At 66.8% G+C, this 15592-nt stretch carries 18 protein-coding genes; 15 read left to right on the top strand and 3 right to left on the bottom strand.

Annotated elements, in window-relative coordinates:
* From CBI38_RS11675 to CBI38_RS11720, 10 genes are all read left to right on the top strand, one after another.
* On the top strand, positions 1 to 762 hold the full coding sequence (locus CBI38_RS11675; protein ID WP_109329005.1) for a 16S rRNA (uracil(1498)-N(3))-methyltransferase: 762 nt from the start codon (positions 1 to 3) through the stop codon (positions 760 to 762).
* A 35-nt stretch (positions 763 to 797) separates the two neighbouring features.
* On the top strand, positions 798 to 1559 hold the full coding sequence (locus CBI38_RS11680) for an alpha/beta hydrolase family protein (RefSeq protein ID WP_109329007.1): 762 nt from the start codon (positions 798 to 800) through the stop codon (positions 1557 to 1559).
* A gap of 139 nt (positions 1560 to 1698) precedes the next feature.
* Positions 1699 to 2772: a PhoH family protein gene (locus tag CBI38_RS11685; protein WP_109329009.1), complete on the top strand. Its 1074-nt coding sequence runs from the start codon at positions 1699 to 1701 to the stop codon at positions 2770 to 2772.
* 36 nt (positions 2773 to 2808) lie between these two features.
* Complete coding sequence (gene ybeY, locus CBI38_RS11690; RefSeq protein ID WP_109329011.1) at positions 2809 to 3351, top strand: rRNA maturation RNase YbeY; 543 nt, start codon at positions 2809 to 2811, stop codon at positions 3349 to 3351.
* A 21-nt stretch (positions 3352 to 3372) separates the two neighbouring features.
* Entirely contained in the window at positions 3373 to 4692 is a 1320-nt protein-coding gene (locus tag CBI38_RS11695) for a hemolysin family protein (protein WP_109329013.1), read from the top strand.
* A complete protein-coding gene (locus CBI38_RS11700) occupies positions 4685 to 5017 on the top strand; it encodes a cytidine deaminase (protein WP_109329015.1) in 333 nt (110 codons plus the stop codon). Before CBI38_RS11695 ends, CBI38_RS11700 begins: the two co-directional genes overlap by 8 nt.
* Positions 5010 to 5927, top strand: coding sequence for a GTPase Era (gene era / locus CBI38_RS11705; protein ID WP_109329016.1), 918 nt, complete (start codon positions 5010 to 5012; stop codon positions 5925 to 5927). Before CBI38_RS11700 ends, era begins: the two co-directional genes overlap by 8 nt.
* Before the next feature lie 92 nt (positions 5928 to 6019).
* Positions 6020 to 6835: a DNA repair protein RecO gene (recO, locus tag CBI38_RS11710; protein ID WP_109329018.1), complete on the top strand. Its 816-nt coding sequence runs from the start codon at positions 6020 to 6022 to the stop codon at positions 6833 to 6835.
* A complete protein-coding gene (locus CBI38_RS11715; protein ID WP_109329020.1) occupies positions 6801 to 7610 on the top strand; it encodes an isoprenyl transferase in 810 nt (269 codons plus the stop codon). The genes recO and CBI38_RS11715 overlap by 35 nt, the downstream gene beginning before the upstream one ends.
* The gene (locus tag CBI38_RS11720) at positions 7607 to 8008 is read left to right on the top strand and encodes a hypothetical protein (protein WP_109329022.1); all 402 of its coding nucleotides are present in this window, start codon (positions 7607 to 7609) and stop codon (positions 8006 to 8008) included. The genes CBI38_RS11715 and CBI38_RS11720 overlap by 4 nt, the downstream gene beginning before the upstream one ends.
* A 3-nt stretch (positions 8009 to 8011) precedes the next feature.
* Here the strand turns inward: CBI38_RS11720 and CBI38_RS11725 are convergent, their stop codons facing one another.
* Both CBI38_RS11725 and CBI38_RS11730 read right to left on the bottom strand, forming a co-directional pair.
* Positions 8012 to 8440 (bottom strand): Fur family transcriptional regulator, encoded by a 429-nt coding sequence (locus CBI38_RS11725; RefSeq protein ID WP_109329024.1) that lies wholly within the window; start codon positions 8438 to 8440, stop codon positions 8012 to 8014.
* Between the two features lie 2 nt (positions 8441 to 8442).
* Positions 8443 to 8787 (bottom strand): ArsR/SmtB family transcription factor, encoded by a 345-nt coding sequence (locus CBI38_RS11730; protein WP_109329026.1) that lies wholly within the window; start codon positions 8785 to 8787, stop codon positions 8443 to 8445.
* Positions 8788 to 9006: 219 nt separating this feature from the next.
* On the opposite strand from CBI38_RS11730, the gene CBI38_RS11735 reads away from it, so the two are divergent.
* Positions 9007 to 10398, top strand: coding sequence for a glycine--tRNA ligase (locus tag CBI38_RS11735; protein WP_109329028.1), 1392 nt, complete (start codon positions 9007 to 9009; stop codon positions 10396 to 10398).
* A gap of 224 nt (positions 10399 to 10622) precedes the next feature.
* Here CBI38_RS11735 and CBI38_RS11740 read toward each other — a convergent pair whose 3' ends face one another.
* The gene (locus CBI38_RS11740) at positions 10623 to 12698 is read right to left on the bottom strand and encodes a TPM domain-containing protein (protein ID WP_109329030.1); all 2076 of its coding nucleotides are present in this window, start codon (positions 12696 to 12698) and stop codon (positions 10623 to 10625) included.
* Between the two features lie 69 nt (positions 12699 to 12767).
* On the opposite strand from CBI38_RS11740, the gene CBI38_RS11745 reads away from it, so the two are divergent.
* The 4 genes from CBI38_RS11745 (at position 12768) to CBI38_RS40015 (ending at position 15566) form a co-directional block, all read left to right on the top strand.
* Positions 12768 to 13460 (top strand): YdcF family protein, encoded by a 693-nt coding sequence (locus CBI38_RS11745; protein ID WP_109329032.1) that lies wholly within the window; start codon positions 12768 to 12770, stop codon positions 13458 to 13460.
* Positions 13460 to 14734, top strand: a complete 1275-nt coding sequence (locus CBI38_RS11750) for a deoxyguanosinetriphosphate triphosphohydrolase (protein ID WP_109329034.1) — start codon at positions 13460 to 13462, stop codon at positions 14732 to 14734. Before CBI38_RS11745 ends, CBI38_RS11750 begins: the two co-directional genes overlap by 1 nt.
* 80 nt (positions 14735 to 14814) lie before the next feature.
* Complete coding sequence (locus CBI38_RS11755; protein WP_250645716.1) at positions 14815 to 15393, top strand: lipase family protein; 579 nt, start codon at positions 14815 to 14817, stop codon at positions 15391 to 15393.
* On the top strand, positions 15309 to 15566 hold the full coding sequence (locus CBI38_RS40015; protein ID WP_250645717.1) for a lipase family protein: 258 nt from the start codon (positions 15309 to 15311) through the stop codon (positions 15564 to 15566). Before CBI38_RS11755 ends, CBI38_RS40015 begins: the two co-directional genes overlap by 85 nt.
* Positions 15567 to 15592 lie beyond the last annotated feature (26 nt).

Consider the following 15592-nt stretch of genomic DNA (forward strand, 5'->3'; position numbering starts at 1 on the left):
GTGGCGGCCACCGTCTTCTTCCTCGACCCCCTGCCCGAGGTCGGGCAGACCGCGGTGCTCGACGGCCCCGAGGGCAGGCACGCGGCCACCGTGCGCCGAATCGGTGTCGGTGAGCGGATCGTCCTCGCCGATGGACGCGGCGGCCTCGCAGACACCGAAGTCACCGCAGCCGGAAAGGACCGGCTCGAACTCACCGTCCACGAGCGTCGTCAGGTATCTGCGGCGTCCCCCACGGTCACGGTGATCCAGGCACTGCCGAAGGCGGACCGCTCGGAGCTGGCCGTCGAACTCGCCACCGAGGCCGGTGTCGATGCGATCATTCCCTGGCAGTCGTCGCGGTGCGTGGCCAAGTGGGAGGGTCCCAAGGTGGCGAAGGGCGTCGCCCGCTGGCGTAGCGCCGCACTGGCCGCCGCCAAGCAGTCGCGGCGGGCGATCGTGCCCGAGGTGTCGGAGCTGCACCGCACCGCCGGAATGCTCGCCGTCGTGCGTGAGGTGGTGGGCCGCGGCGGAGTCGTCGCGGTGCTGCACGAAGCGGCCACACAGGGTCTCGCCGAACTGCCACTGCGTTCGGCCGCAGAGATTGTGCTCGTCGTTGGACCCGAGGGCGGCCTCGCCGACGACGAGGTCGCCTCGTTGACGGAGGCCGGCGCTGTTCCCGTACTGCTGGGACCGCACGTCTTGCGGACCTCCACGGCAGCCGCGGTCGCCCTCGGGGCCCTCGGCGTGCTCACGGACCGCTGGGGCGCCGCCCCCATCGCCTGACGCTGCGTCTTCGTCGCCGATTAATCTGACTGGCCGTGGACCGCATTCGTATCGCCTACGGCACTGAACCGCAGCAGTTCGGGCACTTCTACGCCCCCGAGGAGCCGGTCGAGGGTCCCGTCCCCGTGGTGATGGTCGTGCACGGCGGGTTCTGGAGCGGCAAGTACCACCTCAACCTGGGAACGAGCTTCTCGGTCGATCTGGCGCGGCACGGAGTCGCGGTCTGGAACATCGAGTACCGCAGATTGGGTGCGGGTGGGACGTGGGACGAGATGTCCGTCGACGTCGTCGCCGCGCTGGAGGCAATCGCCGGTCCGGTCGCCGAGCAGTCACCGGTGGCCTTCGACTTGTCTCGCGTTCGGGTGGTCGGGCACTCGGCCGGGGGACAGCTGGCCGTGTGGCTCGCAGGCCAATCGCACACCGCGGTGCGGCCCGACATGGTGGTGGCACAGGCCGGGGCGCTCGACCTCGCGTCGGCGGCGGAGCGTGGGCGGCGTATCGGGTACATCGAGGACCTTCTCGGCGTTCCCTTCGGCGACGATCCCGAGCGCTACCGCTCGGCGTCTCCTTACCACCGGATTCCGATCGGCGTACCGGTCGTCTGCGTGCACGGCACGGAGGACGTGCAAGTGCCTGCGAAGGTGAGTGTGCGGTACAGCGAGGCCGCGCGGGCGGCCGGGGACCCGATCGCGCTGCATGTCGTCGAGGGTGAAGACCACTACGCCTTCCTGAATCCCGAGACCGACTGTTGGAAGATCTCGCGGCATGCGCTGTTGACCGGTCCGGTCGACGGGTGACGTTTCCCCGCCGCCGTCGCCGATCATGCCTGTGTTGTCACGTAATCGGGTGGGCGCGCTGACCTGCGAGCGATAGACTGCGGAGAGCACGGCGACCGCCGTGAATCGCCGGGAACCGGAAGTAGGCCATATACCTCACGTGAGCGAACAAGACCAGAATGGCGAGACGTTCGGCGCCACGCGCCCGGCGGAACGCACCGTGCGTTCGAGTATCGATCTCCCACCCGAAACGGTCCCGCCCCTCCTCGGTTCTGCCGACGAGAATCTGCGAGCTCTCGAGCGGATCCTGGATGCAGACATCCACGTACGCGGCAATGCGGTCACACTCACCGGAAAACCCGGGGACGTTGCCCTGGCCGAGCGCGTGATCACCGAGCTCGCCGCCATCGTGGGCCGGGGACAGCCGCTCGCACCCGATGCGGTGCGGCGCACCGTCGGGATGCTGACCCAGGGGTTGAGCGAGTCCCCCGCCGAGGTTCTCACTCTCGACATCCTGTCGCGGCGCGGCAAGACCATCAGACCCAAGACACTCAATCAGAAGCGGTACGTGGACGCGATCGACGCCAACACGATCGTCTTCGGTGTCGGCCCCGCCGGCACGGGCAAGACGTACCTGGCGATGGCGAAGGCCGTGCAGTCGCTGCAGACCAAGCAGGTGTCGCGGATCATCCTCACCCGCCCCGCGGTCGAGGCGGGCGAGCGGCTCGGATTCCTGCCCGGCACGCTGCACGAGAAAATCGACCCCTACCTGCGGCCACTGCACGACGCGCTGCACGACATGATGGACCCCGAGGCAATCCCGAAACTGATGCAGTCGGGCATCATCGAGGTCGCGCCGCTCGCGTACATGCGCGGTCGTACGCTGAACGACGCGTTCATCATTCTCGACGAGGCACAGAACACCACCGCCGAGCAGATGAAGATGTTCCTCACCCGGCTGGGCTTCGGTTCCAAAGTGGTCGTCACCGGTGACGTCACCCAGGTGGACCTGCCGGGAGGTGCGCGATCGGGCCTGCGAGCCGCCAGCGAGATCCTCGGCGACATCGACGACATCCACTTCGCCGAGCTGAACAGCAGCGACGTGGTCCGGCACCGGCTGGTATCCGACATCGTCGACGCCTACGAGCGTTTCGAGGCGGACCGCGACGGCAAGGTGGAGCTCGGAAACCGCGCACAGCGGAGAGCGGCGCACTCGCGTTCTCCGCGACGGTAGGGTGAGTGTCGCCGGAACCAGGAGGAAGCGACACACATGAGCATCGAAGTCTCGAACGAATCGGGCATGGACGTCTCCGAAGAGGAGCTGATCAGCGTTGCCCGCTTCGTGATCGCACGGATGGATGTCCATCCCGCGGCCGAGTTGTCGATGGTCCTCGTGGACTCGGCCACCATGGCGGACCTGCACATGCGGTGGATGGACCTGCCGGGCCCCACCGACGTGATGTCCTTCCCGATGGACGAGCTCGAGCCGGGTGGTCGGCCGGATGCGCCGGACCCCGGACCGTCGATGCTCGGCGACATCGTGCTGTGCCCGTCCTTCGCAGCGGATCAGGCCGACAAGGCCGGTCACCCGCTGGCCCACGAACTCGCGCTGCTCACCGTCCACGGAGTGCTGCACCTTCTGGGCTACGACCACGCGGAGCCCGAGGAAGAGAAAGAAATGTTCGGCCTGCAGAACCAGCTCCTCGAAGAGTGGTACGAGGACCTTCGCCGCGCCGAACGGGACGCGGCACTCGCTGCCCGCGATCAGAAGTTGCTCGGCAAGGCCGGGTTCTTCGACTCGCCGGATCAGTAACCGCGACGTGAAGGGTTCTTTGTGACTAGCGCCATCGCGCTGATCGTCCTCGCGATCGTTCTCGTCCCCCTCGGCGGTGTGTTCGCCGCCGTCGACTCCGCACTCAACACCATCTCGTCGGCGCGCGTCGAGGAGATGGCCAAGGAGGATCGGGCCGGCGCCCACCGGGTCCTCCGCATCCTGTCGGATCGCCCACGCTACGTGAATCTCATGGTGCTGCTTCGCATCCTGTGTGAAATCACCGCCACTGTGGTGCTCGTCGGCGGGTTGATCGACCTCCTCGAACCGGTGTGGGCCCTCACGGTCACCGCCATCGTCATGGTGCTCGTCGACTATGTGGTGATCGGCGTCGGCCCGCGCACACTCGGCCGTCAGCACGCCTACTCGATAGCGCTCATCGCGTCGTTCCCCTTGCAGGTCATCGGTACCCTCCTCGGCCCGATCAGCCGCCTGTTGATCCTCATCGGTAACGCGATCACGCCGGGCCGTGGTTTCCGCAACGGCCCCTTCGCTTCCGAGATCGAGCTTCGGGAACTCGTCGACATGGCGCAGGAGCGTGGCGTGGTGGCCGACGAGGAGCGGCGCATGATTCAGTCGGTGTTCGAACTCGGCGACACCTCGGCCCGTGAGGTGATGGTCCCGCGCACCGAGATGGTGTGGATCGAGAGCGACAAGAGCGCCGGACAGGCGACGTCCCTCGCCGTCCGCAGCGGTCACTCGCGGATCCCGGTGATCGGCGACAACGTCGATGACGTCCTCGGGGTGGTCTACCTCAAAGACCTGGTCCAGCAGACGTACCACTCGCGTGACGGTGGGCGCAGCGTCCGCGTCGGCGACGTGATGCGCCCGGCCGTGTTCGTGCCGGATTCCAAACCACTGGACAGCCTGCTCGCCGAAATGCAGCGCGACCGCAACCACATGGCGGTGCTGGTGGACGAATACGGCGGAGTCGCCGGGCTCGTCACCATCGAAGACGTCATCGAGGAAATCGTCGGGGAGATCGCCGACGAGTACGACCAGGACGAGACACCGCCGATCGAGGACCTCGGTGACGGTATGTACCGGGTGTCGGCGCGGCTGCCCATCGAGGATCTCGGCGAACTGTTCGGACTCGAACTCGAAAACGATGAGGTGGAGACCGTCGGCGGGTTGATCGGATACGAACTCGGCAGGGTGCCCCTTCCCGGCTCCGAGGTCGTGTCGGAGGGGCTGATCCTGCGCGGCGAGGGCTCCCCCGACGTGCGGGGCCGGGTGCGGATCAGTACGGTCTTCGTGCAACGCGCCCCCATCTCGGAAGACGATCACGACGACGAACGCGAACGGGAGAGCGACGATGCCTGAACTCGATACCGAGGACGCCAAGCTGATCGTGCTTGCGCGGGGAGCCCTGGGCCGCAGCGGAAGCGGGCAGGGCGCTGCCGTCCGCGACCTCGACGGCCGCACCTACGCCGCAGGCGCCGTCACCTTGGCCGCGTTGTCGCTGACAGCTCTGCAGGCGGCCGTCGCCGCGGCGGTGTCGAGCGGCGCCGAAGGATTCGAAGCGGCTGTCCTGATCGGCGCAGCCCCGGACGACCCCGGCATCGCCGCACTACACGAAGTCAGTGCGCAGGCGGCGATCGTCTTCGCGCGAACCGATGGATCCGTGATCGAGGAGAAGCATGAGTAAACCCGAATTCCGTTCCGGATTCGTCTGTTTCGTCGGGCGGCCCAACACGGGCAAGTCCACACTCACCAACGCGTTGGTGGGCAGCAAGATCGCGATCACGTCTTCGCGTCCGCAGACGACCCGGCATACGATTCGCGGCATCGTGCACCGCGAGCACGCGCAGTTGATCCTCGTCGACACCCCGGGGCTGCACCGGCCCCGGACGCTCCTCGGTCAGCGCCTCAACGACCTCGTGCGCGACACCTACTCCGAGGTCGACGTGATCTGCCTGTGCATTCCCGCGGACGAGAAGATCGGTCCCGGCGACCGGTGGATCGTGCAGCAGGTTCGCCAGATCGCGCCGAAGACGACGCTCATCGGCATTGTGACGAAGATCGACAAGGTCACCAAGGACAAGGTCGGGCAGCAGCTGCTGGCCGTGTCCCAGATGCTCGGACCGGAATCCGACGTCGTGCCGGTCTCGGCTGCGTCGGGTGAGCAGGTGGAGGTCCTGGTGGACGTGCTCGCCTCCAAGATGGAGGAAGGGCCCGCGTTCTACCCGGACGGCGAGCTCACCGACGAACCCGAAGAAACGTTGATGGCCGAACTCATCCGTGAGGCGGCGCTCGAGGGCCTCGGCGACGAACTGCCGCACTCTCTTGCGGTGGTCATCGAGGAAGTGATCCCCCGCGAGGGGCGCACCGAAAAGCAGGGCGAAATGCTCGACGTGCACGCCCTGCTGTACGTCGAACGCCCGAGCCAGAAGGGCATCGTCATCGGGAAGGGTGGCGCCCGGCTCCGGGAGGTCGGGACCAAGGCCCGCCTGCAGATCGAGAAGTTGCTGGGCACCCGGATCTTCCTCGAGCTGCACGTCAAAGTCGCCAAGGACTGGCAGCGCGACCCGAAGCAATTGGGCCGCCTGGGCTTCTAGGCGGCTGCGCCGCCCGTGAGTGGTTAACGAGTCCTGAGGCTCGTCAACCACTCACGGGCGCGGAGCGCCTACCGACATGGGACACTGGACCGGTGAGGCTGTATCGAGACAATGCGGTGGTCCTGCGCCAGCACAAGCTGGGCGAGGCCGACCGTATCGTCACACTCCTCACCCGCCAGCACGGTCTGGTGCGCGCGGTGGCCAAGGGGGTGCGCCGCACCAAGTCCAAGTTCGGGGCCAGGCTCGAGCCGTTCGCGCACATCGACGTGCAGTTGTATCCGGGCCGAAACCTCGACATCGTCACCCAGGTGCAAACTGTCGATGCGTTCGCCACCGACATCGTCGACGACTACTCCCGGTACACCACGGCGTGTGCAATCCTCGAAACCGCCGAACGACTGGCCGGTGAAGAGCGCGCTCCCGCGCTGCAACTGCACCGCCTGACGGTGGGTGCGCTGCGCGCCGTCGCCGAACACCATCGGCCGTGTGAGCTGATTCTCGATGCCTTCCTGCTGAGGGCCATGGGTTACGCAGGATGGGCACCTGCACTCGACGAGTGTGCGCGGTGCAGCGCACCCGGACCCCACCGGGCATTCCACGTGTCCGCTGGGGGCGCGGTGTGTACCCACTGCCGCCCACCCGGTGCGGCCACCCCGTCTCCCGGGGTGCTCGCACTGATGGACGCGCTGTTCCGTGGGAACTGGGCAGAAACCGAGAATGTGGCGGCGCCGCTGCGCAGTCAGGCCAGCGGACTGGTCGCCGCGCACCTGCAGTGGCATCTCGAACGACAGCTGCGCACCCTTCCCCTGATCGAACGGTCCCGTCCGCATCCGGCCGTCGGGCCGGAGAATTCGGTCAGGCAGGATGGGGACCGTGATTCGACGACGCGAACCTCGAACTCCGCTTGACGGTGCGGCCGAACGCCACATTCGGCCGCCCGACCCGCATCCGTCGGGGGCTCGGCCGCCGGGCCTGCAGACCGAACTGATACCTCGGCACATCGCGCTGGTCATGGACGGGAACGGCCGTTGGGCGCAGGAACGGGGACTGCCCCGGACTGCGGGCCATGAACGCGGCGAAGCCGTGCTGATGGACGCGGTCTGCGGCTGTATCGAGATGGGTGTCGAATGGCTGTCGGCGTATGCCTTCTCGACGGAGAACTGGAAACGCAGTCCCGAAGAAGTCCGCTTCTTGATGGGCTTCAACCGGGACGTGATCCGCAGGCGCCGCGACGAAATGCACGAGATGGGTGTGCGCGTGCGCTGGGCGGGACGCCGACCACGGTTGTGGCGCAGCGTGATCAAGGAACTCGAGATCGCCGAGGAGTTGACGAAGCACAACACGGTGATGAACCTGACGATGTGCGTCAACTACGGTGGTCGCGCCGAGATCGCCGATGCGACGAAGGAAATCGCACGCAGGGTTGCGGCGGGACAACTCGATCCGGAGAAGATCACCGAGGCGACGGTGGCCCGGTACCTCGACGAACCGGACATGCCGGATGTCGATCTGTTCCTGCGGCCGTCCGGTGAGCAACGAACGTCCAATTTCTTGATCTGGCAGTCCGCGTACGCGGAAATGGTCTATCAGGAGAAGCTGTTTCCCGACTTCGACCGGCGCGATTTGTGGGCGGCCTGCGTCGAATACGCCTCTCGGGACCGCAGATTCGGTGGCGTCAAGTGACGGCCGACGGAGCGCCGGCACTTCTGGCGCGCGCCGAGAATGCACTCGCTCATTTCGCCACGGTCGACAGGGCGGACGACGGCTCGCTCAGTTTCGAGTACGCCGGAGCGCTGTGCTCGATCAGTGCGATGACCCTGACCGAGGGACTGGACGTGTTGTCGATGACCTGTGTCCTCGCCTGGGATCGCCCCGTCAGTGCGTCACTGCACAAGAAGGTGGCCGAACGAAACAGCGCCCTCCAGTTCGGCTCGATCGCCGTGTTCGGACACGGCAGACTCGCCGACGTCATCCTGCGCTACACGTTCCCCGCCGCCGGCCTCGAGGACGAGGCCCTGACCACGATGTTGCTGCTGGCCCTGTCCGGGGCGGACACGGCTCGTCAGGGACTGATTCCCTGACGCTCACCGCGGCGCGTTGCAGTCCTTGCAGACGCCGAAGATCTCGATGGTGTGGCTGACGTCGGAGAATCCGTGATCGTCGGCGATCGACTGCGACCACTGTTCCACGGTGGGTCCTTCGACCTCGACGGTGTAGCCGCAACTGCGGCACACGAGATGATGGTGGTGCCCCGACGAGCACCTGCGGTACACCGATTCACCCGTGTCCGTTCGCAGGACGTCGACCGTCCCGGCATCGGCCAGCGTCTGCAGCGTGCGGTAGACGGTGGTGAGACCGATGCCTTCTCCACGTTTACGGAGTTCGTCGTGGAGTTCTTGTGCCGAGCGGAATTCCTCGATGTCGTCGAGGAGGGCGGAGATCGCACTGCGCTGCTTGGTGGCGCGCACTCCGACGACCACAGGTTTGCGATGCTCGGCGTTCTGGGTCGACATTCTCATCCTTCCTCGGCGTGCGCGACGGCGTCCACGACGATGTGTGCGAGGTGGTCGTCGACGAGCCGGTAGAGAACCTCGCGCCCGGTGCGTTCGCCGCGCACCACTCCGGCAGCCTTCAAGACGCGAAGGTGCTGGCTGATCAGCGGCTGGGTGACTCCCAGCGCCCCGACGAGTTCGTGCACGCAGCGCTCCGATTCGCGCAGTTGCAGCACGATGGCGATGCGGACCGGTGCAGCGAGCGCGCGCAGAATGTCACCTGCCGCAACCAACGTCTCCTTCGACGGCACAGGCGCGGGCGGTGCGGTGTCGAACGGATGAAGATCGCCGGTATCGGTCACGCTCACAGCGGATCTCCTTCGGTATGCCGGACACGAAGCGACAGAATGGTCGGGGAGCACGTTCGGTCAGCTCGTCGCCCATCTTATTGCAAATCGATTCCATTTTGATATGCATGAATTCGCATGTCAACCAGGCGGGTGAACCGGACGGAAACGGGCAGATAGGCTAGGAGCCGAAAACTGCACGTAAACCATGCATCTATTACCCAGATGGAGAGCACTCGAGTGGCACCGAAATCCAAAGTCGAAACCGTCGTCAACCTGGCCAAGCGTCGTGGCCTCGTCTATCCGTGCGGTGAGATCTACGGGGGCACGAAGTCGGCCTGGGATTACGGCCCCTTGGGTGTCGAACTCAAGGACAACATCAAGAAGCAGTGGTGGCGCAACATGGTCACCAGCCGCGAAGACGTCGTCGGTCTCGACTCGTCGGTAATTCTTCCGCGGGAGGTATGGGTGGCGTCCGGCCACGTCGGCGTGTTCAACGACCCGTTGGTCGAGTGTCTCAACTGCCACAAACGCCACCGTCAGGATCACCTGCAGGAGGCGTACGCGGAAAAGAAGGGTCTCGATAACCCCGACGACGTCACCATGGACGTCATTGCCTGCCCCGACTGCGGCACGGTGGGGCGTTGGACCGAGCCCCGCGACTTCAACATGATGCTCAAGACGTATCTCGGCCCGGTCGAGAGCGAAGAGGGAATGCACTACCTGCGGCCCGAGACGGCGCAGGGCATTTTCGTCAACTTCGCGAACGTGCTCACCACGTCGCGTAAGAAGCCGCCCTTCGGCATCGGCCAGATCGGTAAGAGCTTCCGCAACGAGATCACCCCCGGCAACTTCATCTTCCGCACTCGCGAGTTCGAGCAGATGGAGATGGAGTTCTTCGTCAAGCCCGGTGAGGACGAGGAGTGGCACCAGTACTGGATCGACTACCGCATGGACTGGTACACGGGCCTGGGTATCAACAAGGACAACCTGCGCCTGTACGAGCACGCCGCGGACAAGCTGTCGCACTACTCCAAGCGGACCGTGGACATCGAGTACCGGTTCCACTTCCAGGGCAGCGAGTGGGGCGAGCTCGAGGGTGTGGCCAACCGCACCGACTTCGATCTGTCGACGCACTCGACGCACTCGGGCACCGACCTCAGCTATTACGACCAGGCCAGTGGTGACCGGTACACGCCGTACGTCATCGAGCCCGCCGCCGGCCTCACCCGGTCGCTGATGGCCTTCCTCGTCGACTCCTACACCGAGGACGAGGCACCCAACGCGAAGGGCGGCGTCGACAAGCGCACGGTGCTGCGGCTGGACCGTCGCCTCGCGCCGGTGAAGGCCGCGGTGCTGCCGTTGTCCCGCAATGCCGATCTGACGCCCAAGGCGAAGGATCTGGCCGCGACGCTTCGTCAGAACTGGAACGTCGAGTTCGACGATGCCGGCGCCATCGGACGCCGTTACCGTCGTCAGGACGAGATCGGTACGCCGTTCTGCATCACCGTCGACTTCGACACCCTCGAGGATCATGCGGTCACCGTCCGTGAGCGTGACTCGATGGCTCAGGAGCGTGTCGCGCTCGATCAGGTGGAGGGCTACCTGGCCCAGCGCCTTCTGGGCTGCTGATCCGGAAGACGAGCAGGGTGAGCAGTTCCCCGGTTGCGGTCGATTCCCGACCGCAACCGGGGATCTGTTGTAATTGCCTCAGACGAAACGGGGGCATTGATGAGTGATGTGCTGGTATGCGGTGCGCTGCTGATCGGGAGCGCAGGTTTTCTGGGACTGGCGGTGGCCCTGTTCGGGTCGGCTGGTGCCCGCTCGTGCAGCGACGTCGAGTAGGCCGCGGAAGGTCAGAAGCGGCCGCCTCCGCTGATTCGGCCCGAGCTGCGCGGACCACCGAAGGAGCCCGGCCCACCCCCGAAACCGCCACCACCGAAACCGCCACGGGAGCCTCGGCCTCCCCAGCTGCCGCGGCCGCTGAATCCGCCCCGCATGACGCTGTCGATCAGGATTCCGCCGAGGACCGCCCCGGCGAGGTTCCCGCCGGCCCCCGGCCCGGCGCCTTGCCGAAGTTCCCAGTCCTGCACGTCGTTTCGGGCAGAATTCAGGGCGTCGACGGCGAGAGTCGACGCGGCCTGCGCATGCTGCAGGGCGCCGGAGACATCGGTCTCGCGGAGCTGACGCGCGGCGGCGAGATGACGCTGGGCCTCGGTGAGCCGGGTCCTGGCCTTCGCACCGATCGCACCGCGCCGGGTGCCGATGAAATCCGAGGCCGCGGTCACCTGTGACTGCGCTGCCACCAGGTTCTGGTCGAGACGCTGCTGCGCGCGTTCGCTCTGTCGGTGGGATTCCTGGGCTGCTGCCAGGACGGCGTCGAGTTCGGCGTCTGCCTTGACGATCGCGGTGAAGGTGCCGAGCGGGTCGGCATCTTTCGAGGTGCGTGCCGATGCGAGCGCTGCCTGGGCGGCGTCCCGCGCCGATTCGAGCGGGGGTCCACCCTGCTCGGTGAACTGGGCGGCAGCGGCCACCCCGTTCTCGAGGTCGGTGATCGCCGCGGGCAGGGCGGCGATCGCGTGGCGAATGTTGTCGGCTGCGTGATCGACGGCGTCGAGCAACGTCCGGGCCTGCTCGAGTGCGCCCTCGGCACTGCGGATCGCCGACACGGCCGGCCCCTGCTTTCCCGGCGGCAGGGCGATGGTGTCCCGCGCCTCGCTCACTGCCTGCTCCGCAAACGCCAGCCGTTCCTGCGCCATCGTCACATTGGCCGCGACGGACGCCAGCGTCTCGGCCGGGAACTGGGTGTGCAGTGCCTCGAGTGTGCGGGTGGACTCCGGAATGCGGACGCTTGCCGCGACGATGTCGCGGGTCAGCGCGTCGAGTCGCTCGGGTGCGTTGATCAGGAGATTTCGCAGACCGTCGAACTCCTGAACCCGTTCGTCGAGTTCCCGGTCTGCCCGGCCGCAGGAGGAGATGATGTCGATCAGCATCTCTCGCTGCTGCTGGGGAGTCTCGGGAATCGCGTCGTCGAGTCGTTGACGGACGGTGAACGCGGCGGCCAGCGCCGCCTGCGCCTTCTCGAACGCCGTGGCGAACGACGCGGTCGACTGCTCCCCGAACTCGCCCCGGGCGAGGTCGAGTTCTTCGCGGCTGGTGCGCAGCGCGTTGTCCGTGTCGACCAGAATTTCCCTGGCCCGCTCGTCCAGCGTGGGCAGCGGCAGGGCGGCAAGTGCGTCGGTGTCCTCGGGGTCGATGTTCCTCGCGGCCGCGACAGCGTCCGCAGCCCGGTCGTTCTTCTTCTTGCGGGAGTACAGGACAATTCCGCCGACGCCTGCCGCCACCACGCCGCCGCCGATGAGCAGCGTGCGCACCGACATTCCGCCGCTCGCGCTTATCGCATCGCCGAGACCGCCCGCCGCGGCGATGGCGCCACCCGCCCAGTCATCCTCGCGCAGAGCGGGTTCGACGGCGTCGACCCGGATGCTCTCCGCTTCATTGGAAGATATTTCCTCGAGGCCGTCCGAGGCGATGAGAGCGTATTCGCGGTCGACGGTGGCGACAGCCAACAGCGCGTCCCGGTCGCCGAGCGAGGAGGCCTGCGCGGTGCGATCGGCCCACGGTCCTGCGCCGAGACCGTCGAAGTCGGCGACATAGACCACCCACAACCGCACCTTGTGCTCGTCGTAGAGCTGATCGATCGCGGCCTCGACCTCGGTTCGCTGATCCTCGTCCAGCGCGCCCACGTTGTCCGTCACCTGAGTGGGCAACCGGAAGGGTGCATCGGCCGACGCGACCGCCGGTCCCCACAGGATCGTCACCACACCGAGGACGGCTGCGACCGCACCCAGGACCGAGAACCGTCGAGCAGGTGGAGCGAGGATTCGTCGGCGGGACGACGGCAACTGCTCGAGTGGCGATGCGACTGGCATGGCAGCAAATCTATCCGGTGTGGCGAGTCGTCAGCGGGACAGTTCGACGGCAGCTGGCAGAATCGGGGAGTGAATACTGCACCGAGCCGTGAACGCCACGACCTGCCGCGCGCCGAGGCGCGTCTGGGTTTCGTCGGCACGTTCGCGCGGTGGACCCGCCGGGTGATCGTCGGAGTGGTCCTGATCGCCGTCGCCCTCGTGTTCGGCACGGCAGTCCGGGTGTGGCAGGTGGCGCGGATCGACGACGTCTCCAGCGCCGACGCCATCGTCGTCCTGGGAGCCGCGCAGTACTCGGGGACCCCGTCGTCGGTGTTCGAGGCCCGACTCGAACAGGCCTACAAGCTGTACGAACAAGGCGTGGCTCCCGAGGTCATCACCGTGGGCGGGAAGCAGGAGGGCGACGAGTACACGGAGGCGGCGTCGGGTAAGAACTACCTGATGTCGCGCGGGGTCCCCGCCGATAGCATCACCGCAGTCGAGGAGGGGTCCGACACCCTGCTGAGCATCGAGGCCGTCAGCGAGACCATGGGGGAGCAGGGCATCAACTCGGCGGTCCTGGTCAGCGACCCCTGGCATTCACTGCGCACCCGCACGATGGCGCGCGACGCCGGACTCGATGCCTGGACTGCGCCCACCCGGCAGGGCCCGGCCGTCTTCACGCGCGAATCCCAGCTACACGGGATAGCGCGGGAAACCGGGGCCCTGATCTGGTACCAGCTCACCCACTTCTCCGCGGACTTCCCCTACACGGCAGGACAATGATGGCCGGATACTCGACTCACGACGTCGCACGGCGCGTCTCCGAGCCGCCCAAACGGGCCGGTCTGCCGGGGAGCCAGATCGCCGCGGCCCAGCACCGCTCCGATTTCTCCCGGGACCGCGCTCGCGTGCAGCACTCCGCTGCGTTACGCCGGCTCGCGGACAAGACACAGGTGGTGGGACCGAGGGACGGTGACACACCCCGTACCCGGTTGACTCATTCGATCGAGGTCGCACAGATCGGGCGGGGAATTGCGGACGGACTCGGATGTGACCCCGATCTGGTGGATCTCGCGGGGCTCGCGCACGACATCGGCCACCCGCCCTACGGACACAATGGTGAGAAGGCACTCGACGAGGTCGCGGCGAGCTGCGGCGGCTTCGAAGGTAACGCCCAGAATCTGCGAATCCTGACCAACCTCGAACCCAAGGTCCTCGATCCCTCGGGCGCCAGCGCCGGACTCAACCTCACGCGCGCGGCGCTGGATGCGGCCATCAAGTATCCGTGGACGAGGCCCCGGCCGGGTGCCAAATTCGGGGCCTACGACGACGACGCCGAAGTACTGATCTGGGTGCGCGAGGGCGCACCGGAGAATCGTCGGTGCCTCGAGGCGCAGGTGATGGACTGGGCCGACGACGTGGCGTATTCGGTTCACGACGTCGAGGACGGGGTGATCGCTGGGCGCATCGATCTGCGTTCGCTCGCCGACCCGGTGGAACAGCGGGCGCTGGCGGAACTGGGTGTCTCCGAGTTCCCCGGGCTGGTCGTCGACGACCTCGTCGAGGCGGCGCATCGGCTCAGCCTCCTGCCTGTAGTGGTGGAGGTGGGCAGCTACGACGGCACGCTGACCAGCGCCGTCGCGTTGAAGAATCTGACCAGCGAGTTGGTCGGCCGTTTCGCCACCGCCGCGATCAGCGGCACGCGGAAGGTCAACGGGGACGAGCCGCTGGCCCGGTACGACGCGGACCTGGTGATCCCCCCGGTGGTGGCCTCCGAAGTGGCCCTTCTGAAAACCGTTGCGCTGTATTACGTGATGTCCGACTCCGGTCACAAGGCGCGGCAGGAGCGGCAGCGCGACCGCATTCACCGAGTGGCCGAATGGCTCCTGGCCACCGCTCCGGCGGGACTCGACCCCCTGCTGTTGCCTGCCTGGGACAAGGCCGGCGACGATTCCGCGCGGGTCCGGGTGATCGTCGATCAGATCGCCTCGTACACCGAGAGCAGGCTCGAACGCGTAGACAAGGCCAGCCTGGGAGCGCAAGCGAGCTGGGGCTGACGAGAAACGGACCAATCCGCCCGCTCCGGTGCTACGAATACGGTGCGAGAGCGCTCGCACCACCCGTACAGGGAGCCCGGATGAAGTCTGTACTGCGCAAGATCATCGGTTCGATGTCCGCCGCCCTGGCGGTTGCGGTCCTCGACGGCATCCGGGCAGCGCAGCGACTGCCGCGGACCGGTCTGGGCGTCGGCCCGGTGGGGTTGGCGGGATACTCCGGTGGCGCCATGGCAACTAATTGGGCGACGGCACTCGCGCCGACCTACTCGCCCGAGCTCGACATCGTGGGCGCAGCCCAGGGCGGTACCCCGGTGAACATCGGCGAATTGGCCGACCGGTTGGGCGGCGCCCCCTCGGACGCCTTCGGTCTGGGTTTCGCGGCCGCCATCGGACTCGAACGCGAGTACCCGACGCGCTCGCCCCTGGGAAACGGCCTCAACGACGAGGGTCTCGAGCTCCGCGACCGGATGAGCAATCTGTGCCCGATTCGATCCTCGCTGCCGGTGCCGGCATGCCGCTGGCCGAACTCACCGACGGTCCGAGCATCCTCACCGATCCCTCGGGACGGTGTGTTATGGACGAGAACAGTGTGCAGCTGTACCCGGGCGTGCCGAGAACGCCGATGTACGTCTGGCACGGCAGTGCGGATCCCCTGGTAAACATCGGGCCGGTACGCGAGACCGTCGACAAGTACTGCGCGCAGGGCGCGAGGGTTCAGTTCGACGTGATCCCGGGCGCCGACCACGGCACCGCCACCGTGCTCGGTGTGGGGCGGGCGTTCAGTTACCTCGGTGACCGGTTCGCGGGGATTCCGGCGCCGTCGAACTGCTGATTCCGAGTCGGAAATTGCGGCCCCGG

The sequence above is a fragment of the Rhodococcus oxybenzonivorans genome, assembly GCF_003130705.1.
Classification (GTDB): domain Bacteria; phylum Actinomycetota; class Actinomycetes; order Mycobacteriales; family Mycobacteriaceae; genus Rhodococcus_F; species Rhodococcus_F oxybenzonivorans.

Bases quoted from the DNA above. Each gene is read 5' to 3' on its own strand.
- ybeY (WP_109329011.1), top strand. From the start codon at position 2,809: ATGAGCATCGAAGTCTCGAACGAATCGGGCATGGACGTCTCCGAAGAG.
- CBI38_RS11700 (WP_109329015.1), top strand. From the start codon at position 4,685: ATGCCTGAACTCGATACCGAGGACGCCAAGCTGATCGTGCTTGCGCGG.
- era (WP_109329016.1), top strand. From the start codon at position 5,010: ATGAGTAAACCCGAATTCCGTTCCGGATTCGTCTGTTTCGTCGGGCGG.
- CBI38_RS11725 (WP_109329024.1), bottom strand. From the start codon at position 8,440: ATGTCGACCCAGAACGCCGAGCATCGCAAACCTGTGGTCGTCGGAGTG.
- CBI38_RS11740 (WP_109329030.1), bottom strand. From the start codon at position 12,698: ATGCCAGTCGCATCGCCACTCGAGCAGTTGCCGTCGTCCCGCCGACGA.
- CBI38_RS11750 (WP_109329034.1), top strand. From the start codon at position 13,460: ATGGCCGGATACTCGACTCACGACGTCGCACGGCGCGTCTCCGAGCCG.
- CBI38_RS11755 (WP_250645716.1), top strand. From the start codon at position 14,815: ATGAAGTCTGTACTGCGCAAGATCATCGGTTCGATGTCCGCCGCCCTG.
- CBI38_RS40015 (WP_250645717.1), top strand. From the start codon at position 15,309: ATGGACGAGAACAGTGTGCAGCTGTACCCGGGCGTGCCGAGAACGCCG.